Source organism: Roseibium sp. Sym1 (genome assembly GCF_027359675.1).
In the GTDB taxonomy this organism is placed as follows: Bacteria; Pseudomonadota; Alphaproteobacteria; order Rhizobiales; family Stappiaceae; genus Roseibium.
This window is the reverse complement of record NZ_CP114789.1, coordinates 68,246-89,122: the sequence shown is the minus strand read 5'-3', so window position 1 is coordinate 89,122 and position 20,877 is coordinate 68,246. Positions and strand designations below refer to the sequence as shown.

Genomic DNA, 20,877 nt, shown 5'->3' with positions numbered 1-20,877 from the left:
AAAGCAACAAAAAGAAGTCCGTACCGAAACTCGGACTAGTCGCCTTGCGGGCCGTGTTACGGGGACCCATATAGCTTGGTAGTTGACGTGCGTACCCCTCCTCCCAGTCCGCGCGTCGGCTGTTCCCCTCTGGAGGTTATTGACCCCCACACCTTAAGGGCCGCGGCTTTCCGCTGGCCCTTTTTCTTTAAGGAACAGCCAATCATCCATAGGCTCGGTTTCACCCTTGGGCAGAAGGAGGTTCAGCCTGCAGTATTCCCTCTCCACGAGCGTGTTGAGGCAGCGAAAATCACGCCAGATGGAGGCGAGGAAGGCAGCGCTCGCAATGGGCCGGTCAATGACTTGTTCCAGCTTCCTCGTCAAAGCCGCGCTTGTGCGTTTCAAATGCGATGAAGCATAGGGATCTTCGCATATTGCGGTGGTGATTGTGTGTATCTGCCTGACTGATCTGACTGTCTGCGCAGTTTTCAGATAAGCAGAAAAGCTCTGTCCCATAGATAGCTCCATACCGCCCCCCGAAGCTAACGCAAAAGCCCCCCGATTCTATGGGGGCGACTGCCCTCGTGGTTAAGCAGCAGTTACCATGACCCGCGTAGCTTAATCAGCCGCAGGTGGCTCCAACAACACGACCAGATGCGGGATCCGTCTCGATCGTCACCCGATCTTCTCGGAAGTCCTGGGTCACCATGTCGCCTAGCTGGATCTGACGAACGGTCTTCGCGCCGGAAAGCTGCATGGCCTCTGCGTCCGTCGGCTTGGGCTTGCCTACGAGGGCTCCAGCGGCTTCAGCATTGCATGGTGCTGAAGCCGTGGAGGGGGCGCTTCCGTCTGCGCTGCAGGCGTATAAGGCCAAAGCTACGCCGGCGATGATCAATGGCGCGGAATAGGGCAGTGACTTCATTGGGGCTCTCCTTGCTATCAAGCTCTACAAGGAGTTCAGAATTGGCTTTTTCGTGTCACTGCCGTCATAGCGAGATGAATTAACCTCACGGCCGATACGATAAAACTCGAGCTGGCTGTCCATCTGGTTTTCAAGAAGGAAGGCTTTCGCGTCAGCACCCTGAACAGAGGCATCCAACCAGGTCTTGTAGACCGATGGATCCAGCATGACGGGCATCCGCGTATGAATGTGCGCAATGTGGTCGACGGCTGGCGCTGTGATGATCGTGCAGCTGGTGACGCCTAGCTTGTCGTTATGCGCCCATAGTCCGGCGAAGGAGAAAGGCTTTCCGTCAGGGAGCTGCAACAGCCAGGGGTCTTTCTTGCCGTCCTCTTCGCTTGTGGTCCATTCGAAATAGCCATCGGCGGGGATGAGGCAGCGCTTCGACTTGAAGGGTCCGCGGAATGCCCCTGAAGTGTCGACGGTCTCGATCCTCGCATTGAACATCGCGGCCTTCGGCAATTCCTTGGCGAAGAAGGGCACGAGCCACCAGCGCCCGCAGTCGATTTCGAGGTCACCGGCTTTGTCCTTGTGGGCGAAATGGACGTTCTGTGTCGGCGCGATGTTGTAGCGCGCCGGCATGTTCGACGGAGGCGGGGCCTCAGCGTGGATATTGTAAAGGGCGTGGATTTCGGCCCAGGTCATCGTATTGGTGAAGCGGCCACACATGCCACTGTCCCTTGCTGCTGATATCGACGCCGACGGCGTTGTAGCACATACAGCTATAACGCTTGGTGCCCACAATTGCGGTGAGAGGAGCAAATCTCAATGGGTGAAGCATGGACCATAGAGGTTCAAGAGCTGGCCTCATGAGTGGCCAGATTTAATTTAATCCACATCCATATACGGGCTTCAGGTTAAGTGGAGAAAGGGCTCAACCCGCCCATCTGAAAGTCTATTTTCTCTTTTATATCAACATGTTAGTAAAAATCGCATAAGCATAATTATGGAATATTTTTGACTATTTGGTCAATTTCCTACTGCTGGATTGGCTCGCCAAACGGGACGACAGGGCCGTGAACGGCCAGGCCCCCCAAAAAACCTAACTACACAAGCCGCTGTTCGCTCTTCGACGCTTTCGGCCCAAACCTGTCTTCCATGCATTGCTTGAATGCTACAGGGCAGCTTTCTCATATCTGCCGTTCGTTATCTTGCAGCAACCTCTGCTCGGGCCACCGCAGGCAACATCCGGCGTCAATGTCGCATAAGAGAGATCAGAACTCCGGCCGGCATGCTAACTTGCGGGGGCAAGACCTATTTGAATGGCCCAAAATGACATCCATATCGACGCGCGCTCATAGTGCGGATGCCCACAAGCACGGTGTGCTTTTCGTCTTTGCGGCCGGGGTTCTGTGGTCGACAGTCGGCATTGGTATTCGCATGATCGACGATGCCGTTGTGTGGCAGATTCTGCTGTATAGGTCGATCAGCATGTCGCTGTTTCTTTACATTCTTATTCGAATGCGGTCGGGCGAAAGCCCCTTTGTTCAAATCCGCCGAATTGGTTCCCCCGTTGTTGTCGCAGGGCTTTCACTGGTTGCGGCCTATAGCGGTGGGATCTACTCAATTCAGAACACGTCAGTCGCGAATGCCATGCTGCTTTTTGCGACAGCACCGTTTATGGCAGCTGTTCTGGGATGGATCGTTCTGCGTGAACGTGTGCGCTTTGCAACCTGGATTGCGATTGTTGTTGCCATTGGAGGGATCGCGATCATGGTTGCCGACAAATCCGGCAGCGTCGCCCTTAAGGGCAGTCTGGCGGCCCTTGGATCGGCGTTCGGTTTCGCTGCCTTCACCGTGGCGTTACGATGGGGCCGAACAGGTGAGATGCTGCCGGCGGTCTTCCTTTCGGGCCTCTTCGCGTTCGCCATCACCCTGGCGATCTGCTTTGGCCTCGGGCTCTCCGTCGTTTTGAGCCCGAATGACGGCTTCATTTCCATGGGAATGGGGGGGGCAAGTCGGTGCCGGTCTGATCCTCTACACGCTGGGCTCACGTAGCCTCCCGGCAGCAGAGCTTGCCTTGTTGTCTCTGGCTGAAGTCCTGCTCGGTCCTCTTTGGGTTTGGCTCTTTCTGGGCGAAACGGCGAGCGTCAACACTCTGATCGGCGGCCTGGTTCTCCTCGTGGCCATCGCTGGGAACGCCTTGTCAGGCAAGCGACGAAAACCTCCGCCTATCACCGCTCCATAGCGACAGCGGGAATCGGGGCCTGACGGCACGCACAGGTATCACCCAACGCTGGCACTTTCTCGCCGTTTGCCCGGGCAAGCTTCCAATGGCCGTGCATCACGATCAGGGTTTCGTGGGCTTGGATTGGTTGGATCCAAAGCGCCGGTGACTTTTCCCATCTCCGGCAAGGCGTTGATGGCAATTTGAACTGTAATTCCGCCTTCAGACTAAATGTTAAGAAAGCAATAACAAAGAAAGTATGCATATTGTCGAAAAATGTTAAAAAGTTGACATTTTACGCAATTCCTATCGAAAGAGCATTGGCGACTAGAGAAAAGTCGTGCAAAAACTCTACCAAATCACACAATTATTGGTTGCAATCAACTTTATATTGAAATCCAAAGATTAAATACGATAAAACTGCCACGCTTTTTTTGTGATAACGGCGGCTTATTTGATTTTTACTGACAAAATTCACCTAAAGTAATTTTTCATTAATTTCACTTGGTGTATTTGATTGTTTATGGGCATTTTTTGAGATCAGGGAGGCTTGGGGTCAATACGCTCCTTTTCAGCTTTCCCTTGGAGCATCTCAGAGATTGATATTTAGTAACCGAGCAAAATATTGAAGGCGGCTGCAAATAAACGGCCTTCAACGTCAAGTGAAACCGGTCTAGTCGAATTACTTTTCATTCGGTGAGAGGACACAATGAGCATTACGGCAAATCAACCAAGCGGAAACCAGGCATCCAGCAGGTCTTTCGGCATTGGAACCAAGATCTTATCTGTGGTGGGCATATGTCTAGTCGGATTAGTCCTTGTGGCGGCAATCGGTCTTTGGCAGCTGAACCAGATCGGCTTGCTCATCAACAATGTTGCCAACAAAGACATCCCGCTTACCAGTGCGGTAACTCAAATCACTACCCACCAGTTGGACCAATCCATCAATCTGGAGCGAGCCTTTCGGGCCGGAGTGATGATGAAGGAGCACGCAAAAGCCCGCGCAGATTTTGACAAGGCACGCATGACTTTTCTGAAATACGCCGAGATGGTTGATCGCGAAATTCTGGAAGCTCAGGACCTGGCGATGACCGCTGAACAAGCCTCGCACTCCGAAAAGCTGAAGTCCGAATTTCAAATGGTTTATGAGGCATTCGATCAAATAGGCGCTGAGCACAAGGCATATGACAAGCATGCTCTTGAAGCCTTCGAACTGGTCGAGGCTGGAGAGATAGACCTTGCGCTTGCGCTGCTGCCAGGGATTGAAAAAGAAGAAAACAACTTGAACCATGAGCTTGAAGCCCTGGTGCAGGAACTGCAATCGTTCACCTTGGACGCGGCGCGCGAGGCGCTTGAAGCTGAAAAAACAGCGTTAAAAGCCATTCTAGCTATAGCGGTTTTTGTCTTCGTGGCCGCGCTCGGCATCGCCTCCTTCGTTATTCGAAAAGCCATCACGCGACCGCTGAATGAAGTTGTCCTAGGCATAAACGCCTTGACGGCGGGTGACTTCACAATGGACGTCAAAGTCCATGCCAAGGATGAAATTGGAGCCGTGGCGACAGCCTATCAAACGTTCCGGGAAACGATGATCCGCTCAAAGGAACTGGAAGAAGAGCAACGGCGCCAAAGCCAGATTGAGCAAGACCGTCAGAAAAGGATGACCGACGCCTCCAGCCGATTTGCCGCAAATATTGGCACCATCGTGGAAACGGTGTCCTCAGCGTCAACCGAACTGCAAACCACGGCCCAGTCGATGTCCAGCATCGCAGAAGAAACCAGCAGCCAGGCAACATCCGTGGCAGCCGCCACCGAGGAGGCCACGACGAACGTGGCGACGGTTTCCTCTGCAACCGAGGAACTTTCTAGCTCAATCGGAGAAATCAACTCTCGTATTTCTCAAGCAACTGACATTTCCAAACAAGCCGTAGACGAAGTGTCAAAGACCGAGGGGCAAATCGGTCAGCTTGCCGAGACCGCTGAAAAGATCGGCGAAGTGATCTCAATGATCTCGGACATTGCGGAGCAGACGAACCTCTTGGCACTGAACGCGACAATCGAATCTGCCCGGGCAGGCGAAGCTGGCAAAGGGTTCGCAGTGGTCGCAAGCGAGGTGAAGGTCCTGGCCGGTCAAACAGCGAAGGCGACCGAAAATATTGCCGGCCTCATTAAAGAAATTCAGGACCAGACTAACACTTCTGTGGCTTCCGTCACTGATATCGGCCGTATCATTTCGCAGATCAACGAAACGTCGATTGAAATTGCTGCTGCGATGGATCAGCAGGACATGGCAACACGGGAAATCGCCCAAAACGTCACGGAAGCGGCAGCAGGAACGCAGGCCGTATCTGAAAACATTGCCGGGGTCACTCAAGCATCACAGGAAACCGGGGCCGCAGCGAGCCAGGTGACAATGGCAGCAGGGGAACTTTCAAATCAATCGTCCCGACTTAAGATAGAGGTAGACGGCTTTCTCGCAGAGATTCAGTCGGCCTAAATCGACGAGGCGCATGTAAGCTAAAACGACTCCGGGCCAAGAAATAGAATTCTGAATATAATCATTGGCGAAACCAGTTTCAGCATAATGAACAATTAGACCCCAAATGTTTATCTGGAGTTTGGACAAATAAATGTCATTTCTTTAATTAAGAAACACAAAAAAATTCTACTCAATTGAAGCCGGCATGAATTCCAGATTGTTTAGGCAGGTAGAAATGGGCAGGAAAAAACTCAACATCATGATTATTGACGGTAACAACGAGGACCTCAAACTCCTTTGCAACGAGATACCTCGCTATTCCGAACGTCACAGGTTCGAATTCAGAACGCGTGTAGCCTCGCATGGGAAAGCCGGTCTGCAAATCGTTTCGTCCTTGCTGGGAACTCCAGATCAGATAGACATAATTCTTTTTGACATAAGCACGACACGACAAGAGGATTTAGATGCTCTTGAACGCTTAAGTAGCATCGCTTTAACCGAAAAAATGTTCGTTTTTCTTATGTCAAATAATCTTGACGATGATATACTATGCATAGCCAAAGCAAACAGAGCCATTGCCATCGAGAAAAAGCCAAATTCTCAATATAAAATCGACCTTGTAATTGACCGAATGGTGAGTGTCTGTACGGAAATTACTACAGAATCCTATGTTTTAGATTGTTAGCGTGGCGCTTAATCTTTTCGGCAAAGTCGAGGGGCTGCTTTTCCTTAACGTTTTCTTGGCTAGGCCGTGTGGGCAAAGAGCAGGCTGTGTAATCAAAATTGCATTAATAGTTGCACCCAGTGCAAGCGTGCCATTTTTTGGCGTCCGCTTGGCGTCTGACCTGAGACCCGAGTTTCTTCCGGCTTAGCGCGGAGTCCTTCGGTTGAGTGGAGTGCGACCCAACATGCCCTCAGCCATCGGAACATCTCTTTCCTAATTCAATCGCCTTCCTGTGTTTCAGCATAGTCAGCCATACGATCCCGGAAAGATGATGTCCTGATCGACCAGAATATTGAAATTGTATCCCGGCCGGATCTGAAGTGTCGGCTGGACATCGAGGTTCTTGTTGATAGTCCGCTCCACCACCCGGCCGAACACTTCCGCGAAGTTGCGGCGGGCGGCATCTGAGGCCGTGTCCTGGGTGGAAAGCGTAGAGCTCTCCGGAACAGCCATATCAATTCCAGTTCCGATAATTGCGAGAAGCGCTGCGGACCCAAAGGTGCGCAGGTAATGGTTGTTCACCTTGTCCTTGAAACCGCCATAACCTTCGCCGTCAACGCCCCCCATGGAGCCGATCTGCAAGGTAGCTCCATTTGGGAAGATGATATCTGTCCAGACGACGAGCACGCGCTTCTGACCGAACGACACATCGGAATCATACCGGCCGAACAGTTTGGTTCCTTGAGGGATCAAAAGCAGATGGCCGGTTGCGCTATCATAGACGTTCTGTCTGACCTGGCCGGTGATACGGCCGGGAAGGTCCGAATTGATGCCTGTGATGAGCGTTGCCGGGATCACCGAGCCACGCTTCAATTCATAGGGTGACTGCTGCGGAACAACGCGGTTCGCCAGATATCCGGCTTCCGAGATGTCCTGATTGAAGAAGTCCTGTTTGCCGAATTGTCCGTTTGGATCCGCATTGGCAGACCCGCCTTGCGCCGCCTGCAGGGCAGCGGACAGAAGATCCGGAGAAGACGGGCTGCGCGTAAAGGCCCCGTTTCCTGTCTGATTGCCCTGGATGGTCTGCGATCCTTGCCCCTGCCCCTCCAGGTCATCGATATTCACGACGATTGGACTGTCATAAGCCGCGTCAATTGATTGCAGCCGCTTCATCCGTTGCCGCTGCAACTCCTGCATTTCCTGCTCTTCGTTGCGGCGCTTCATCCTTTCGCGCCAATCTATCTCCGTTTCCTGCGGTTCGATTACAGCGTCCGGTGAGGCGGGTCGCTGCTGAAACGGATTGCTATACGGCTTCTGCGCTTGCACGATTTCCGGTTTGGCAACTTCAACTGGTTCCGGCCGAACCGGCGTTATTGGTTGCCCTGGGGGATCGATCACGCCGTTGCTGATGCCGGCCTTGAGCTGATCCGCAAAACCGCTCGCCGGCGATCCACCTCCATCCTCAACAACGCTGCCGCCGGACGTGATGCCACGGGTCGCAAGGCCATAGATGATCACGACGCCGAAAACGACAACGAGTCCGATGAATAGAAATATCGGCAGCCGGTTTAAGCGACGAATCTTGGGAGCCTCATCGTCGGCGCGAATGTCGTCGCCCGCCAGATGCACATTGGAATCCGAATTGCTCATGAGTGCACGCCTCTAGACTGTTCTGGTCAAAACGGAAACCGGACTTGTCGGAGACGCGCCGGTTGCCGTTGCCTGATAAGTCCTCGCCAGCTCGATGGTTGGCGTGGTGAGGCGAACGAAGATCTGCCCGGCATCGGAATCGACCGTGTAAGCAAGGGGAATGATCGTGTCGCCCGATGGCTGTTGGTCGGCCTCGGCGACCGCGTAACCCCATCCGCGCAGAGAGCTTTCGAGGGCAAGGCCGAACTGGGAATTGTCAGCCTTGAGGAATATGGTTCCCGTTCCAGCTCCGACATGTTCAGAGAGTTTTGCAACCATGTCGCCGGCGACGATGCTTGCAGCGGAAGGCGACAGATTGGCAGCGTCAACGCTTGTAGTCGGGTTGAACCAGCCACTTTGCGTCATGCAGCCGGCCATGGGAGTGACCAGCGCCGAAATGCCGATGGCTTTCAGAATTGAGCGGCGAGTGTGCAACATGATCAGCCTCCCCTATTGATGCGAACTTTTTGCTGGCTGTAACCAACACCGGACACGAGCACCGCCTGGTCGATCGTGTAGTCCACGATCATGAGGGTGCCCTTCAGGCGATAGTTGACGATCTGGTTCTGTCCCCCGGAGGTGATGTAAAGAACCGGTGCATCCCCGGACGCCATTCCTGAGGGAAACTGGATGTAAGTTTTGGTGCCGTCCGAATAGACACGTGTCGGCCGCCAGCGGGCTTGCCCGTGAACGTGGTATTTGAAGTCCAGGTTTTCGGCAGGGACGCCGGCGCCGGGGATGATGCTTGCTTCAAGCTGGCGATTGGCCGCTTCGAATTTGGCCTGTATGTCTTCAGGGTAATCGAAGCCCACCCGGGCCATGTAACGGTGACTGTCGCTTTGAAGTTTGATCTGATAGGTGCGCCTCGATGTCGTCACCACCATGGATGTGACAAGCCCGGGTTCAGTCGGCTTGATGATCAAGTGAACTGAATTTCCCCCCGGTCCCCCCGATGTTGCCGGATCCACCTTCCAGCGAACCGTATCCCCGACCATGACGTTGCGAACGGCTTCCCCAGGCTGCAGCTCCACGTCGCAGACCTGCAGGGGAGCGCAAACCACTGTTGGCTGGACCTGGCCGTAGAGATAGATCACCTTGCCGTCCGGACCTTTGGTAATGACGCCGCGGCCGTTGCGCCAGTCGCTTGAAAGCCCGAGGGCGCGCAGCTCCTTTGCCGTGTAGTCGGCAGCCAAAGCTTGAACAGGTAGGACGGTGCCAGCGGCCGCAGCCACGAACATGCACACGCCCGCGTGCAGTCTGATTTTCTGGAACATAACTTTCACTCTCTGAGCGTGTGATTTGCTTACAATTGCGCGGTCCAATCGAAGTCCTTGAGATAAAGACCGATTGGATTTAGCCTGATGATAGCTTCATCCTGTGGTGGCGATAGAGTCACGGCCGCAACTCCGCGCCAGCGCTTCGTCTGAAGCTCTTTGCCCTTCCTGTCCCGTTCGATCTCGGTCCAGTCGATCTGATAGGATTGATTGGAGAGGGGCACGATGCTCGTCACCTCGACTGACACGGTGCGGGATTGCGCCCGATCGAACGGAGAGTTCGTCCGGTAGAAGTTGTTGACCTTTTGGGTGGCAACGTCCGTCTGCCGCAGCATCGCGTAAACTCGGTCGATGTATCCTTTGGCGACAACCGTGTCCGGCGTAACAGAGCGGAAATTAGTGATCCAGGCTCCGAGCATGGAACGGACAACGCGCTCATCGGCGTATTCAATCTGAGCAGGGAAGCCACCGATCGCGGGTGTGCCGAGCTTGTCCACCTCTACGATATAAGGAACGAGCTTGACTTGCGTGCTCTGGTAGAGCGCGAACCCAAAGCCGATGATCGCCATCGCCATAGCGAGCAGGCCGATACCCTGCCAAACGCGAGCGGTGCGTACGTATGATCCGTAGCGCTCGTTCCATTCCATCCGAGCGGCAAGATAGGGATTATCGATTGGAGTATGTTTTGCCATCTAGGTGCCTATTGCTCAGGAGGATTTGGGCGAAGACCCGCCGCCAGTTGGTTTGTTTGGAAGGGATTGCTTCAGCTTGTGATTGGCGAGACCTAGCGTTGAAGACCCGTGAGCGCTCGGCGCTCCGGTCAACTTGTCCGCGGCTGCGGAGGCTAGGGCTTTTCCGCCTGTGCCAAATGCAGCCGCAACACTGCGGGCTGGCGAGTGCCCGGCATCGGACGCTGCTCTCCCAGCTTGATAAGAACTCGACGCCAATCCGGCCGCGCCGATCCCGGCTCCGGCAATTCCCCCCGCCACGCTGGCAGTTTGCCGGAATGCCGCGCCAGCGTAGTAGGATGTCCCTTGTCCGGATCTAATGACTTCCATACCGCTGCCGGCAGACACTCCTTGAACCACGCCCTGGACGATGTTCGGAACGAAGATTGAAAGCGCGAACATCGCCAACGCAATAGCTGCCAGCATGCCGGGACCAGATGCGGTTGTCGTCATGGTCGGATCCGCCGCCAGGTTCGTCAAAAGACTTGAACCGGTCTTGGCGATGATGCTGAGGGCCATCAATTTCATGCCGATGCTGAACGCGTAGATCAGATAGCGAACGGCAAAGTCTTTAGTGTAGGACGAGCCGCCCAAACCGAGCATGATCATGCCGGCGATAAGCCCGATGTACATTTCTACGATGACAGAGAGCAAAACTGCCGCAAACAACGCCATGCAAAGGAGAACGATGAGGCCGGAGCCGGCAAGCATCAATGCTTGAGCAATGGCAGTCCAATCCAGATTTTGAATTTGCTCATTCAGGATGCCGTTGACCTGCAAACCTGTATCGAAGAGGTCGGCAGGGGAGAGTTTACCCGAGACACTTCCGCTTCCGATCCCCCAAAGGCTATCAACGATGTCCTTTGCTAGCTGTGGGCCTTGGGTCAGCACGAATGCGAAAAAGCCGATAAAAATGATCCGTTTGACCAATTCTGTCGCCCAGACCTCCAGAGAGGCTGCGTTCACGCCTAGCCAGACAGCCGCCAAGCCGATCTCGATCGTGGCAAGCAGCCAGAAGAGAGATGTTGCGCCGCTAATGAGCGTGGACTCCCAGCTCTTTGCGGCGTTTGCCAAACTGTTTTGAACAGTATCCAGCGCCCCGCCGCTCTGGGCAAATCCAGTCGAGGCGAATATGCTTGCGAACACCATTCCCAAAACGAGTGTTCCCAAAAGTGGTCCGAACTTTCCCCTGGCCATAGTCACAGCCCCCTACTTACTTACCACTGAGGTTTGAAATCCTGCCCGCTGCCCGGTTCAATATCGGGCGCCTTGAAGAATTCTTTGGCGGCCTTCTGGGAAGCTTCACGCTTTGCTTTTGCTTCCTCCGCCAACTCAACTTGGCGTCTCAGCAGTTCGGTAACTTCGGGATCGGTTTTCGGTACGATCACGTATGTTGCGCCCGCACCGGCAACAGCCGCGAGAAGCGCGATCAACACAACGATAGGAAGTTTGAATGTCATATGTTTACCACTGAGGTTTGAAGTCTTGCCCGTTCCCAGAAGAGACGTTCGGGTTTTTGAAGAACTGATCTGAGGCTGCTTTGGTGTGATCGCGTGCCGTCTGTTCAGACTGGTACCAGGTCCCCATCATGGTCATCTGCTGTGAGACAAGACCGCGAAGCTTCTGCATCTGTTCAACTTGCTGAGCGGCAATCTCGTGGCCAACCTGCAGGGCCTGCTTTTGTCCCTCGGCCGACTGAGAATGCTGCCGTAGCTGGCGCATGGTGTCCTCTTCGGTCGCGAATTGATCGGAGGTGTATCCGGCCGCCTTCAGCGTCGAGGAGATCGTGTCCCGGTTCGTATCCGACCAGCCTTGATACATGGTCGAGAACGACTGCCCATCCGGCAGGCCGTTCTTCGCGAACTCCGCGTAGCTCTGGAACCGCTGTTTCAGCGTGTCGTCCAGATTGCCCATTGAGAACGCCATGGCCTGACCCTTTTGAACCAGGCTCTGCAGTTGACCGAGGTTTTGCTCAACCTCGCCCCATACCTGCATCGGCAGCGACAACGTGTTCTGCAGCATGTTTTCGTAGATCGAGATCTGGTTTTCGATCATCTGGATCTGGTTGCCGATTTGCTGCACCTGATTGGCGATCTGCTCGGCGTTCTGACCGCCGAGTGCAATGAGCTCGCTGTTGTTGAGGATCTGCGTGAACTCGGTCGCGCCGGTGATACCGCCGCCGCCGGCATGGGCCGGTCCTGCAAGGCCGATCACACAAAGAACGCTGGCGAGCGATTTAGACAAGAAGCTGTTCGGCATTGTCGATTCCTCTTTGCTTGAGCCATTCGGCGGGCCATTTTTCGCCGTAGTGGAGGTGAAGTTCATCGATCCGCTTGAGATCGTCCTTAGCTGATGCGCCGACGAAGGACAGTGTGATCGGGCCGAGCGCCATGTTGAACAGCCGGCGACCGTCTGGGGACGTGACGTAGTATTCTCGCTTCGGGATCGCCGAGGCGATGATTTCGATCTGCTGTTCGTTGAAGCCGAGCTTTTCGTAGAATTCGCGCGTTCCGGACACCCGGGCTTCGCCGTTGGGCAGGCAAACTTTGGTCGGGCAGCTTTCCTTCAGAACGTCGATGATGCCGGAACGATCGGCATCCGAGATCGATTGCGTTGCCAGGACCACCGCGCAATTGGCCTTGCGCAGAACCTTCAGCCATTCCCGGATCTTGTCGCGGAAGACCGGATGGCCAAGCATCAGCCAGGCCTCGTCCAGGATGAGCAGACTTGGGTTCCCAGTCAGGCGTTTTTCGATCCGGCGGAAGAGATAAAGCAGGACCGGGATCAGGTTCCGGTCGCCCATGTTCATCAGCTCTTCGATCTCGAAGGTCTGGAACCTGGAGAGGGACAGGCCGTCCGCTTCGGCATCGAGGAGCGCGCCCATCGGGCCGTCCACAGTGTAATATTGCAGCGCGTCCTTGATTTCCCGGTTCTGGACGCCCGACACGAAGTCGGTCAACGACCGGCGCTGAGACTTCGACATCAAGTCGATCTGCGTGGTGATGGCGTTGCGGTGCTCCGGCAAAACCTTCACGCCCTGCATTTCGATCAGGGTTTCCAGCCACTCGGCAGCAAACGCCTTGTCGGTATCGTCCTCAAGGGATGAGAGCGGTGCAAAGGCCAGCGTCTCCGACTTGCCGACGTCATAGTGATCCGCGCCAACGGCAAGCGTGAGCGGATACATCGACTTGCCCTTGTCGAAGACGAACACCTGCGCATTCAGATAGCGAAAGAATTGAGCTACGATCAGCGCGAGAAGCGTCGATTTACCTGAACCTGTCGGTCCGAAGATCAGCGTATGCCCCAAATCCCCGACATGAAGATTGAAGCGGAAGGGCGATGAGCCGGACGCTACCTGCATGAGCGGCGGGCATCCAATCGGATAAAACGGGCACGGCGCTTCCGGCGATCCGGCCCAGACCGAATTCAGCGGAGCCAGGTCCGCGAGATTGCGCGTGCTCACCAGAGGTTCGCGAACGTTGGCATAGGAAACGCCCGGCAGGCTTCCCAGGAACGCTTCGGTCGTATTCAGGGTTTCGATGCGACTGCCAAACCCTTCGTTCTGGATAAGCCGGCGCACCGCCTCGCATTTCTCCTGAAGCCGCGCCTGGTTCGTGTCGAAGAGCACGATGACAGGCGTGTAATGGCCGAAGGCGACGAGCTGCGAGCTTGCCTCGGCAATCGCGTCTTCGGTTTCCCCGACCATCATCATGGCATCCTGGTCGAGCGATCCGGAGTTTGTCTTGAAGAGCTGGTCCATCAGCGGCCGCACCTTCTGAAGCCACTTCTTGCGCGTCTTTTCCAGAACAGCTCGCGCCTCGATCGGATCCAGGAAGATGAAACGGCTGGACCAACGATAGGTGATCGGCATCAGATCGAGGGCGTTGAGGATCCCCGGCCAGCTTTCAGCCGGAAACCCGTCGATCGCCACCACGCCGACATAACGACCATCGATGATGGGGTTGAGGCCGTGATGGAATTCCGCCGTCACCAGATAGTCGAGATACATCGCAATGTCCGGCAACCTGATCGGATGGTTTTCTCCGATCAGCGCGAAGCGGGCGAACTGCAGCAGATCATCATACCGGCCGCGCCTCTCCCCTTCCCTCCCCACTTCTCTTTCTGGCACTTCATGCGTTTCCATGCGCCGGATCGAGACGACATTGGCCATGTACTGCTCGAACTCGCGGATGGTGGTCTTGAAATACTCAAGCGTCCGGGAGGCAAAAGACGTGTTCCGGCTGGCTTCGTCCGAATAGATGTACTTCACCAGCTTGGACTTGTTTTTCTCCGGCGGTCGGTAGGTCAATATGAGGGCATGCTGGCTTTCGAAATGCCCCTCCCCGGCTTCGAAATGTCGGCGGCGCTCGTCATCGATCAAGGCAGTGATCGGGTCCGGAAAATGCGAGCTTTCCTTGGCCGGATATCCAGTTGAGGGAATGCGAACCGCTTCCATCTGGATCATCCAGCCGTTGCCGAGGCGAGCCAGAACCGAGTTGATCTGCCTGGAGACTTCGTTCCGCTCAAACGCAGTAGAGCTTTCGCTGTCCGGCCCGGCAAAATACCAGCCGGCCATCAGGCCCCCGTCCTTCAGGAGCACAATGCCGTTGTCGACCAGCGCCGCGTAAGGGAGCAGGTCGGAAAAGGACGGTGCGACATGCCGGAATTTTTTGAGGGCTACCATGTTCAGTATTTCCGCCAGGGCGTGGATGTCGGCCGGTAGTAAGCGCGGTATCTGACGTGTCGCAGATAGACAGCGCGCATCCGCGGGTCCGCCTTGGCCATCATCCGCAGCACGCCAACCACCACGATCCAGATCGCTACGCCGAGCACGGCGGCATAGGGTTTCAGGATCACGAAAATCAGAATGACCGAGGCAAGACCGGTCACGAGCACCAGCTCCCGGTCTGCCCCGAACAACAGTGTCGGGCGTGAAAGAGCGCGGTGGATCCGCGCTCTGTTGAGGCCCGGCGCATCAGTCACGAGCCGGGTCCACGGTTGCCGCTTTCCCTTCCGGAGCGATGCCGATGGAAGCGCCGGAAGAGCCGAACAGGCCGACGATCGTGGACGCGCCAAGAAGGATCCCGAGAACCAGAACCACGTAGGCCATGCGGCGGGCGAAGTCGTTGAGCTCGCCGCCGAAGATCAGCATGCCGCCGGCGATCGCGACCGCGATCAGGCCAACGGCGCCAGCGACAGGACCGTTGATGGAGGCCTGGATCTGCTGAAGCGGACCTTCCCAGGGAAGCGAACCGCCACCAGAGGCAAAGGCTGGTTCAATTAGGTACAGTCCTGCACCGGCGAGAAAGAGAAGAAATACAAAATTACGCGACATGAAGGGTCCCTTGTCTGTCGTTGGAATTCTTGTTGAGGAACTGTGATGCAACGGCTGAGCGGACGTCATAAGTGCCGTCCCGAAAGCCGGAGACGGACACAATGTCCCGAACGATGCGTCCCTTCTCCGGGGAGCGCTCGATTGAGACAATCAGGTCAACAGCTTCCGCAATCACTTGGCTCATGGGCTGCTGAGACACTTCCGCGATGAGCTGTTCGAGCCGCGTCAGTGCGGTATAGGCATTATCGGAGTGAACCGTGGCGATGCCGCCCGGGTGACCCGTGTTCCATGCCTTAAGGAGCGTCAGCGCCGCTCCGTCACGCACTTCGCCGACAATGATCCTGTCGGGACGCAAGCGCATCGTCGATTTCAGGAGCCGCTGCATGTCCACGGTGTCGGACGTGTGCAGGATCACGGCGTTCCTGGCGGCACACTGGATTTCCGCCGTGTCCTCCAGAATGACGAGACGGTGATCCGGTGCAACGGAAACCATTTCGCCAATGATCGCGTTCGTCAGGGTCGTTTTGCCCGTGCCGGTGCCGCCCGAGACAAGAATGTTCTTGCGGCCCGCAACTGCATCGCGGATCACGGCGGTCTGGCCGTCCGTCATCACGCCATCCTCGACATACTTGGAAAGCGGGATGAGCAGCGATGCCTTCTTGCGGATCGTGAAGGACGGCTTGGAAACGACCGGTGGCAGAAGACCCTCAAAACGATGACCGCCTATCGGCAGCTCACCGGAAATGATCGGCTTGTCAGAGGTGATCTCGGTACCTAGCGCATGAGCGACCTTGCCCATGATGATCTGGGCGTCATGGGGTGTCATCTCGCCCGAGGGCTCCATGCCCTTGCCGACACGCTCGATGAACAACTGTCCGTCCGGGTTGAGCATGATCTCAACGACGGCCTCGTCCGACAGCGCCGACAGGACCGTAGACCCCAGCGTGTCTTCCAGCCCGGCGATAAGCCTGCGGCGGCTTTCACCACCTTTAACGGCCACCATGACCACCCCTTGATTTGTCTAAACGGGCTGAGTTTTAACCGCTCAGTAACACTCTATAAAGCGATATCAAACGGTATCTATAATCTTTTCCGCGTGTTCGTGCCCTGGCTGCAACAATTCCGTGTCGCGTTGTAATCGCTTTTGACTCTGCTGCAAGCCTTTTAAAGACCCTACAATGAGGAATTGATGCCCATCCTTCTGCATGTGTCTCGAAATGGAGGTTACAAGGATGATAAATCCGCGCTAGTCCCTGATAGTACAATTAAAAATGTGCAGCGAGAGTTTCAAAAGTGTGCAGCGGGAGGTCCAAAAATGTGGAGCGGCACGTTCAAAATTGTGCAGCGGCAGAAACGCTAGATAGACCTTCTTCAAACTTGATTGGAGGCGATTCCAAGACTAGCTTGAGCGAAATTTGATGAATCAATCAACACCGAAAAAAATGGTATCAAAAGGAAGATTGAGCCAAACCTAAAAAGAAAAAAGCTCCCGTAGCCGAAGCGACGGAAGCTCTGTCCTCAAAATCCTCGAGCGCCAACTCGAAGATCAGTTCTGAAATGTGATCTGAGGATAGGGATCTCCGGACAATCAGTCAACGCAAAACGCCACCTCGGCGCACGGGAAAGTCGTGCCTAAAAAAGGATATTCCCTATGCCGAAGCCAAGGCCGTCCGGGCTGCGAAAGATCACGCCTGCCATAAACGATGCCATGTCGCTTGCCGACGAATGGGGCACTCAGACTGCCGTCGATAAAAGACGCGCCGTCACCGCATTCAACCGCGTTACCCATCTCCTGCGGCTCAATTCCCAGGCGATCGAACTCATGAACAAACTCCTCAGTTTCAGCCAGGAACAGGACTGGACAGGGGCAAGCCGGCCAATCGTCTGGCCCGATAATTCCCGCCTTGTCTGCGAGTGTTCTTTCGAGCTGTCCGCTCTCCGCCGCAATTTTCGTAAGCTTGCCGAAGCGGGCCTGATCAGCTTCAAAGACAGTCCCAAAGGGCAGCGCTTCGGAAAGCGCGATCAGAACGGCAAGATCGTGCTGGCGTCGTCCTTCGGTATCGACCTCTCCCCTCTCGGTCTGAAAACGCCCGAACTGGAGGATCTATTCGAGCGGGACAAACAACGGGCCGTTCAGCACCGCGAGCACAGTCGCAAGTTCACGATTTCCCGCAGGCTGATTGCCAGCATCATCGAAACCGCGTCCGACCATCAGATCGCTGGTCCCTGGGAGACATGCGCTCGTAATCTTCAGGCGATCGTTCAACGGCGCCGGCCGAATACTCCGCTCCACGAGCTGGCCGAGCTGTGCGACGCCTTGGAAACTCTGTTGGAGCGCGTCAAAACCGCTTATGCCGCCGCGAGCGAGAAGTTTTCCCATAGGGACTGCGATGTTGATAACGCTGAAGAAAAGTTCCCCAGGGTATCAAAAATGGCACCCATGGGTCCCACTAGCGGCACCTTCATACAGAGTACAGTCCAGAAAACAGATTCTTCATTGTACACGAAACGGCGTTCGGCTCCCGCCGAACAACAGTTCCCTTCTGACATCGGCTCCGCCGATGAAAATGGCTCTGAGAAAGAGCCTTTGCGACGCCCGGGTCCAAAACAACCGGAAAAGCTTGCAGCAAGACCCGTGGATCCAAAAACTTTGCTTTTGCTTTGCCCACAATTTAAGGAATGGGTGGTTTCTGACAAAACTCCGACCTGGGCGGACATAATAAACACGGTCGAAACTGTGATGAGAGGACACCTGTTGATCGCGGATTCCACTTGGAACGCAGCAACCCTTGCGCTCGGCCGAGAACAGGCCGCGGTCGCCGTCGCCCTCATTTTCGAAAAACACGAAGCCGGACTGATCCAGTCTCCAGGCGCATATCTGAACGGCATCATCACGAAGGCGAAGAACGGGCAGCTTGCCCTATCCAAATCGCTCTTCCACTGGAACAAGGCCAAGGACGGCAATCGGCCGGAAGGGCCGGCCGCATGGAATTAAAGTAGATGCGACTTTCAAGCCATTCTGACCTGGCCGTCAGGCTCTTCCTCTACCTCGACGCTCAGGAGGACAAAGAACGCCGGGTTTTGACGCCCGAACTCTGTCAGGTTCTCGACACCAAACGATCGACGGTGAATGAAACAACGTCGAGCTTGGCGAAGGTCGGACTCTTGGATACCCGCAGCGGAAAGTACGGAGGCATCATCCTCTCTCGCCCGATCAGCGACATTCTTGTCTCGGAAGTCATCTCGATTTGCGAGCAGCGAAGTGGCTGGCAGTTCGCGCAGTGCGACAATCCCGCAGGCTGCGATTGTTACATGAAAGGCCATTGCGCGGTGCAGCCCATGTACCAGCAAGCGCTTCACGAATTTATTCGCATTTTTGACAAGTTCTGTTTGGCTGACCTGCAAACTGACGTGAACGTAAAAGTCGCCCGTAGAGCCGCAGAAAAATATATCAGCGGCAACGGTTTGGTTAGCGGTGACCTTGAGCGGTACAGCAAGCGGCGCAAAGAAAATCGGTCGCTTACCGATGCGTCATAGTATTATCGATATTTGCCGACGGGTTCTTGCGCAACCTTACGTGTAGGATAGCGCCTAGATCCGTTCTAAAGCACTCAATTGCTTGACCATCTAGTCAAATCACTACCATCACACAAATTGATCTACTGAAGACTTGTTTGCGAGAGAATGAGCTGTCATATGGCACTCATGTCACGCAAAAAGTGTATTGCCTTCGGTATATTCCTCCTAAACGTGCTGCTGCCCGCCGGTGCACAGGCGGATTCCATCGAAGGAAAAGTCAGCGTTATCGACGGATCCAGTTTCCAGATCGTGGAGAGTGGTCTCACCGTCAAACTTTTTGGCGTGTCTGCGTGTGCCCTCACCCAACGCGCTCACTATCAAGGAATTTCGTGGCCTTGCGGAGCCGTCGCCGCGGGTTGGCTGACGGAAAACACGCTCGGCTACACTATTCGTTGCATCAAGGAAGGATCGGGCGGATACGCAACCGTTCTTGGCCGCTGCTTCCTGCCGGACGGGTCCGATGTCGCAAAAAAAGCGTTGACTGAAGGTATGGCGATCGCCGCCAGGGCCGAAGGTACTCTGATTGTCCCGGAATATGGGTCTTTCGAAAAAATCGCCCGCTCAAAATCCCTCGGAATCTGGTCGTCCACGTTCAAACTCGACGGCCACACATATCGAAAGTCATTTACCCAATGAGTAAGGAGCCGGGGCGGCCGCGTTCGATGGGCCGCGACGGGAGCGGGGCTTGCACGAAGCGTTCGCAGCACGAGCAGGTCAACCGGGGCCGGACGATGCGGTTCACGATAAACCTACCGGGGACGTATTCCAGTTCCTCGGTCACATCCTCACCGATCCGACGCAAGCGCCCGCCGCAATCGGCACAGGCATCTGCGCCCGGCGTCAATTCGACCTCCATCCGGGGGATGTGGTCCGGGATCGGGCGGCGCTTTGGCTTGTCCCTCTCCTCGATGTCCGGCAGCTTCATCCGCGCCGTCATGGCCGCGGCGGCAATCTCGCTGGTCTCGAGCGCGAGCTGAAGCTGCTCGGCCGTCTCGGACGAGGCCCCGAACCGGTGCGCCCGGTGCCCAGCCAGTTGATGGCGCAGCTTCTCGATCAGTACCGCCTGCGCCTTGACCTCGGCCAGCAGCCGCGCGGTGAAGCTGCGCAACTCCTCGGGGTCTTTCGGCAAGGTCAGGGTTTGATCGAGCATGCAAGAAGTTTATCCCACTGTATTCCTCGTGGGAATCCTTCTCTTGCAGGACAGCCAGATTATCCCGCGGCCAAGGGTTGCCACGTCCGCTGTGGCGCTCGCCAGTCGATCCCTTCCAGCAGCATCGACAACTGTGCAGGCGACAGCGCCACCTTGCCCTCCTTGGCCGAGGGCCAGACGAACCGCCCCTTCTCCAGTCGCTTCAGGAACATGCAGGCCCCCTGGCCATCCCACCAGATGACCTTGACCAGATCACCCCGGCGACCTCGGAAGACAAACAGGTGCCCGGTGAAGGGGTCCTGCTTCAGCACCGCCTCGGCCTGCGCTGCCAAAGCCGCGAAGCCCTTGCGCATGTCCGTCACCCCGGCCGCCAGCCAGACTCGCGTAGTGGCCGGAACCGGGATCAAACCGACAGTCCCCGGATCAGGCGGGCCAGAGATTCCGGGTCGTAGCTGCCGCTGATGCGCATCCGGTGACCGCCAGCCAACTCGATCTCGATGCAGTTGTCGGGAACGGGTGCGGCCACAGGCACCTTACCCTCCGCGACGATCTCCACTGGCAGAAAGCGCGCGATATCGGCCGCGTCGGCATCTGCAAACCGCGGATCGCGCAACCAGGCAAAGACCAGGTTGGCATTCACGTCATAGCGCCGGGCAACCTGACTCACCGATACACCGGGCACGCGCGTCTGCCCGCAGATCATCCGCTTCTCGTCGTCAGACCAGACCCGCCGCTTCCTTCGCTTCGTCACAAGCCACCCCGATAGTGTCCATTATCCGATAGTGGACACTATCCTCTACGCACCAACCTCGGCAGAGCGGCCAGCCCGGACGGTTACTGCAGAGGCCCCCATGGCCGGTGCGGATAGTCGTCGT

At 55.8% G+C, this 20,877-nt stretch carries 22 protein-coding genes and 1 pseudogene; 6 read left to right on the top strand and 17 right to left on the bottom strand.

Annotated elements, in window-relative coordinates; translation table 11 throughout:
- Window positions 1-153 precede the first annotated feature (153 nt).
- The 3 genes from O6760_RS32770 to O6760_RS32760 all read right to left on the bottom strand — a co-directional run bounded on the left by O6760_RS32770 (window position 154) and on the right by O6760_RS32760 (window position 1,609).
- Window positions 154-495, bottom strand: coding sequence for a hypothetical protein (locus O6760_RS32770; RefSeq protein WP_152508046.1), 342 nt, complete (start codon window positions 493-495; stop codon window positions 154-156).
- A 106-nt stretch (window positions 496-601) separates the two neighbouring features.
- Complete coding sequence (locus O6760_RS32765) at window positions 602-901, bottom strand: I78 family peptidase inhibitor (RefSeq protein WP_152508045.1); 300 nt, start codon at window positions 899-901, stop codon at window positions 602-604.
- A gap of 24 nt (window positions 902-925) precedes the next feature.
- Window positions 926-1,609 (bottom strand): SOS response-associated peptidase, encoded by a 684-nt coding sequence (locus O6760_RS32760; protein ID WP_152508044.1) that lies wholly within the window; start codon window positions 1,607-1,609, stop codon window positions 926-928.
- A gap of 603 nt (window positions 1,610-2,212) precedes the next feature.
- Here O6760_RS32760 and O6760_RS32755 point away from each other — a divergent pair.
- The 3 genes and pseudogenes from O6760_RS32755 to O6760_RS32745 all read left to right on the top strand — a co-directional run bounded on the left by O6760_RS32755 (window position 2,213) and on the right by O6760_RS32745 (window position 6,268).
- Window positions 2,213-3,128, top strand: a pseudogene (locus O6760_RS32755) (DMT family transporter).
- Window positions 3,129-3,816: 688 nt separating this feature from the next.
- Window positions 3,817-5,601 carry a methyl-accepting chemotaxis protein gene (locus tag O6760_RS32750; protein ID WP_152508019.1) on the top strand — a complete coding sequence of 595 codons (1,785 nt, stop codon included), beginning with the start codon at window positions 3,817-3,819 and terminating at the stop codon, window positions 5,599-5,601.
- Between the two features lie 187 nt (window positions 5,602-5,788).
- Window positions 5,789-6,268: a hypothetical protein gene (locus tag O6760_RS32745; protein ID WP_152508020.1), complete on the top strand. Its 480-nt coding sequence runs from the start codon at window positions 5,789-5,791 to the stop codon at window positions 6,266-6,268.
- A gap of 285 nt (window positions 6,269-6,553) precedes the next feature.
- Here the strand turns inward: O6760_RS32745 and trbI are convergent, their stop codons facing one another.
- Genes trbI through trbB form a run of 11 tightly spaced genes read right to left on the bottom strand, consistent with a single transcriptional unit; the run spans window position 6,554 to window position 16,276 of the window.
- Window positions 6,554-7,897 carry an IncP-type conjugal transfer protein TrbI gene (gene trbI / locus O6760_RS32740; RefSeq protein ID WP_152508021.1) on the bottom strand — a complete coding sequence of 448 codons (1,344 nt, stop codon included), beginning with the start codon at window positions 7,895-7,897 and terminating at the stop codon, window positions 6,554-6,556.
- A gap of 12 nt (window positions 7,898-7,909) precedes the next feature.
- The gene (locus O6760_RS32735; RefSeq protein WP_209171762.1) at window positions 7,910-8,374 is read right to left on the bottom strand and encodes a conjugal transfer protein TrbH; all 465 of its coding nucleotides are present in this window, start codon (window positions 8,372-8,374) and stop codon (window positions 7,910-7,912) included.
- Window positions 8,375-8,376: 2 nt separating this feature from the next.
- On the bottom strand, window positions 8,377-9,210 hold the full coding sequence (gene trbG / locus O6760_RS32730) for a P-type conjugative transfer protein TrbG (RefSeq protein WP_152508023.1): 834 nt from the start codon (window positions 9,208-9,210) through the stop codon (window positions 8,377-8,379).
- 29 nt (window positions 9,211-9,239) lie between these two features.
- Entirely contained in the window at window positions 9,240-9,902 is a 663-nt protein-coding gene (gene trbF, locus O6760_RS32725) for a conjugal transfer protein TrbF (RefSeq protein ID WP_062492203.1), read from the bottom strand.
- A gap of 15 nt (window positions 9,903-9,917) precedes the next feature.
- A complete protein-coding gene (trbL, locus tag O6760_RS32720) occupies window positions 9,918-11,135 on the bottom strand; it encodes a P-type conjugative transfer protein TrbL (protein WP_152508024.1) in 1,218 nt (405 codons plus the stop codon).
- Window positions 11,136-11,155: 20 nt separating this feature from the next.
- Complete coding sequence (locus tag O6760_RS32715; RefSeq protein WP_152508025.1) at window positions 11,156-11,398, bottom strand: hypothetical protein; 243 nt, start codon at window positions 11,396-11,398, stop codon at window positions 11,156-11,158.
- 4 nt (window positions 11,399-11,402) lie between these two features.
- The gene (gene trbJ / locus O6760_RS32710) at window positions 11,403-12,197 is read right to left on the bottom strand and encodes a P-type conjugative transfer protein TrbJ (RefSeq protein ID WP_152508026.1); all 795 of its coding nucleotides are present in this window, start codon (window positions 12,195-12,197) and stop codon (window positions 11,403-11,405) included.
- Window positions 12,175-14,622: a conjugal transfer protein TrbE gene (locus O6760_RS32705; RefSeq protein WP_152508027.1), complete on the bottom strand. Its 2,448-nt coding sequence runs from the start codon at window positions 14,620-14,622 to the stop codon at window positions 12,175-12,177. Before O6760_RS32705 ends, trbJ begins: the two co-directional genes overlap by 23 nt.
- A 2-nt stretch (window positions 14,623-14,624) precedes the next feature.
- On the bottom strand, window positions 14,625-14,921 hold the full coding sequence (locus O6760_RS32700; RefSeq protein ID WP_077294672.1) for a conjugal transfer protein TrbD: 297 nt from the start codon (window positions 14,919-14,921) through the stop codon (window positions 14,625-14,627).
- Window positions 14,914-15,273 (bottom strand): TrbC/VirB2 family protein, encoded by a 360-nt coding sequence (locus tag O6760_RS32695; protein WP_152508028.1) that lies wholly within the window; start codon window positions 15,271-15,273, stop codon window positions 14,914-14,916. The genes O6760_RS32700 and O6760_RS32695 overlap by 8 nt, the downstream gene beginning before the upstream one ends.
- Window positions 15,263-16,276 carry a P-type conjugative transfer ATPase TrbB gene (gene trbB / locus O6760_RS32690; protein ID WP_152508029.1) on the bottom strand — a complete coding sequence of 338 codons (1,014 nt, stop codon included), beginning with the start codon at window positions 16,274-16,276 and terminating at the stop codon, window positions 15,263-15,265. Before trbB ends, O6760_RS32695 begins: the two co-directional genes overlap by 11 nt.
- Before the next feature lie 648 nt (window positions 16,277-16,924).
- Here trbB and repC point away from each other — a divergent pair.
- The 3 genes from repC to O6760_RS32675 all read left to right on the top strand — a co-directional run bounded on the left by repC (window position 16,925) and on the right by O6760_RS32675 (window position 19,488).
- Window positions 16,925-18,268 (top strand): plasmid replication protein RepC, encoded by a 1,344-nt coding sequence (gene repC / locus O6760_RS32685; RefSeq protein WP_152508030.1) that lies wholly within the window; start codon window positions 16,925-16,927, stop codon window positions 18,266-18,268.
- A gap of 5 nt (window positions 18,269-18,273) precedes the next feature.
- On the top strand, window positions 18,274-18,810 hold the full coding sequence (locus O6760_RS32680; protein WP_077294835.1) for an RrF2 family transcriptional regulator: 537 nt from the start codon (window positions 18,274-18,276) through the stop codon (window positions 18,808-18,810).
- Window positions 18,811-18,969: 159 nt separating this feature from the next.
- Window positions 18,970-19,488 carry a thermonuclease family protein gene (locus O6760_RS32675; protein ID WP_077294832.1) on the top strand — a complete coding sequence of 173 codons (519 nt, stop codon included), beginning with the start codon at window positions 18,970-18,972 and terminating at the stop codon, window positions 19,486-19,488.
- On the opposite strand, the gene O6760_RS32670 is transcribed toward O6760_RS32675, so the two are convergent.
- From O6760_RS32670 to tnpA, 3 genes are read right to left on the bottom strand one after another with little or no spacing between them, the layout of a single operon-like run.
- Window positions 19,478-20,002 carry an IS66 family transposase zinc-finger binding domain-containing protein gene (locus tag O6760_RS32670; protein WP_152508032.1) on the bottom strand — a complete coding sequence of 175 codons (525 nt, stop codon included), beginning with the start codon at window positions 20,000-20,002 and terminating at the stop codon, window positions 19,478-19,480. The two genes, O6760_RS32675 and O6760_RS32670, sit on opposite strands and share 11 nt — an antisense overlap.
- A 59-nt stretch (window positions 20,003-20,061) precedes the next feature.
- Entirely contained in the window at window positions 20,062-20,409 is a 348-nt protein-coding gene (gene tnpB / locus O6760_RS32665) for an IS66 family insertion sequence element accessory protein TnpB (protein WP_152508033.1), read from the bottom strand.
- Window positions 20,406-20,753 carry an IS66-like element accessory protein TnpA gene (gene tnpA, locus O6760_RS32660; protein ID WP_074556315.1) on the bottom strand — a complete coding sequence of 116 codons (348 nt, stop codon included), beginning with the start codon at window positions 20,751-20,753 and terminating at the stop codon, window positions 20,406-20,408. Before tnpA ends, tnpB begins: the two co-directional genes overlap by 4 nt.
- Between the last annotated feature and the right edge of the window lie 124 nt (window positions 20,754-20,877).

Excerpts from the sequence above, each read along its gene's own strand:
- trbJ (WP_152508026.1), bottom strand. The coding sequence starts at position 12,197 with ATGCCGAACAGCTTCTTGTCTAAATCGCTCGCCAGCGTTCTTTGTGTG.
- O6760_RS32715 (WP_152508025.1), bottom strand. The coding sequence starts at position 11,398 with ATGACATTCAAACTTCCTATCGTTGTGTTGATCGCGCTTCTCGCGGCT.
- O6760_RS32765 (WP_152508045.1), bottom strand. The coding sequence starts at position 901 with ATGAAGTCACTGCCCTATTCCGCGCCATTGATCATCGCCGGCGTAGCT.
- O6760_RS32695 (WP_152508028.1), bottom strand. The coding sequence starts at position 15,273 with ATGTCGCGTAATTTTGTATTTCTTCTCTTTCTCGCCGGTGCAGGACTG.
- trbL (WP_152508024.1), bottom strand. The coding sequence starts at position 11,135 with ATGGCCAGGGGAAAGTTCGGACCACTTTTGGGAACACTCGTTTTGGGA.
- O6760_RS32745 (WP_152508020.1), top strand. The coding sequence starts at position 5,789 with ATGAATTCCAGATTGTTTAGGCAGGTAGAAATGGGCAGGAAAAAACTC.
- O6760_RS32770 (WP_152508046.1), bottom strand. The coding sequence starts at position 495 with ATGGGACAGAGCTTTTCTGCTTATCTGAAAACTGCGCAGACAGTCAGA.
- O6760_RS32750 (WP_152508019.1), top strand. The coding sequence starts at position 3,817 with ATGAGCATTACGGCAAATCAACCAAGCGGAAACCAGGCATCCAGCAGG.
- O6760_RS32735 (WP_209171762.1), bottom strand. The coding sequence starts at position 8,374 with ATGTTGCACACTCGCCGCTCAATTCTGAAAGCCATCGGCATTTCGGCG.
- O6760_RS32680 (WP_077294835.1), top strand. The coding sequence starts at position 18,274 with ATGCGACTTTCAAGCCATTCTGACCTGGCCGTCAGGCTCTTCCTCTAC.
- O6760_RS32705 (WP_152508027.1), bottom strand. The coding sequence starts at position 14,622 with ATGGTAGCCCTCAAAAAATTCCGGCATGTCGCACCGTCCTTTTCCGAC.
- trbB (WP_152508029.1), bottom strand. The coding sequence starts at position 16,276 with ATGGTGGCCGTTAAAGGTGGTGAAAGCCGCCGCAGGCTTATCGCCGGG.
- trbI (WP_152508021.1), bottom strand. The coding sequence starts at position 7,897 with ATGAGCAATTCGGATTCCAATGTGCATCTGGCGGGCGACGACATTCGC.
- trbG (WP_152508023.1), bottom strand. The coding sequence starts at position 9,210 with ATGTTCCAGAAAATCAGACTGCACGCGGGCGTGTGCATGTTCGTGGCT.
- repC (WP_152508030.1), top strand. The coding sequence starts at position 16,925 with ATGCCGAAGCCAAGGCCGTCCGGGCTGCGAAAGATCACGCCTGCCATA.
- trbF (WP_062492203.1), bottom strand. The coding sequence starts at position 9,902 with ATGGCAAAACATACTCCAATCGATAATCCCTATCTTGCCGCTCGGATG.
- O6760_RS32760 (WP_152508044.1), bottom strand. The coding sequence starts at position 1,609 with ATGTGTGGCCGCTTCACCAATACGATGACCTGGGCCGAAATCCACGCC.
- O6760_RS32675 (WP_077294832.1), top strand. The coding sequence starts at position 18,970 with ATGGCACTCATGTCACGCAAAAAGTGTATTGCCTTCGGTATATTCCTC.
- O6760_RS32670 (WP_152508032.1), bottom strand. The coding sequence starts at position 20,002 with ATGCTCGATCAAACCCTGACCTTGCCGAAAGACCCCGAGGAGTTGCGC.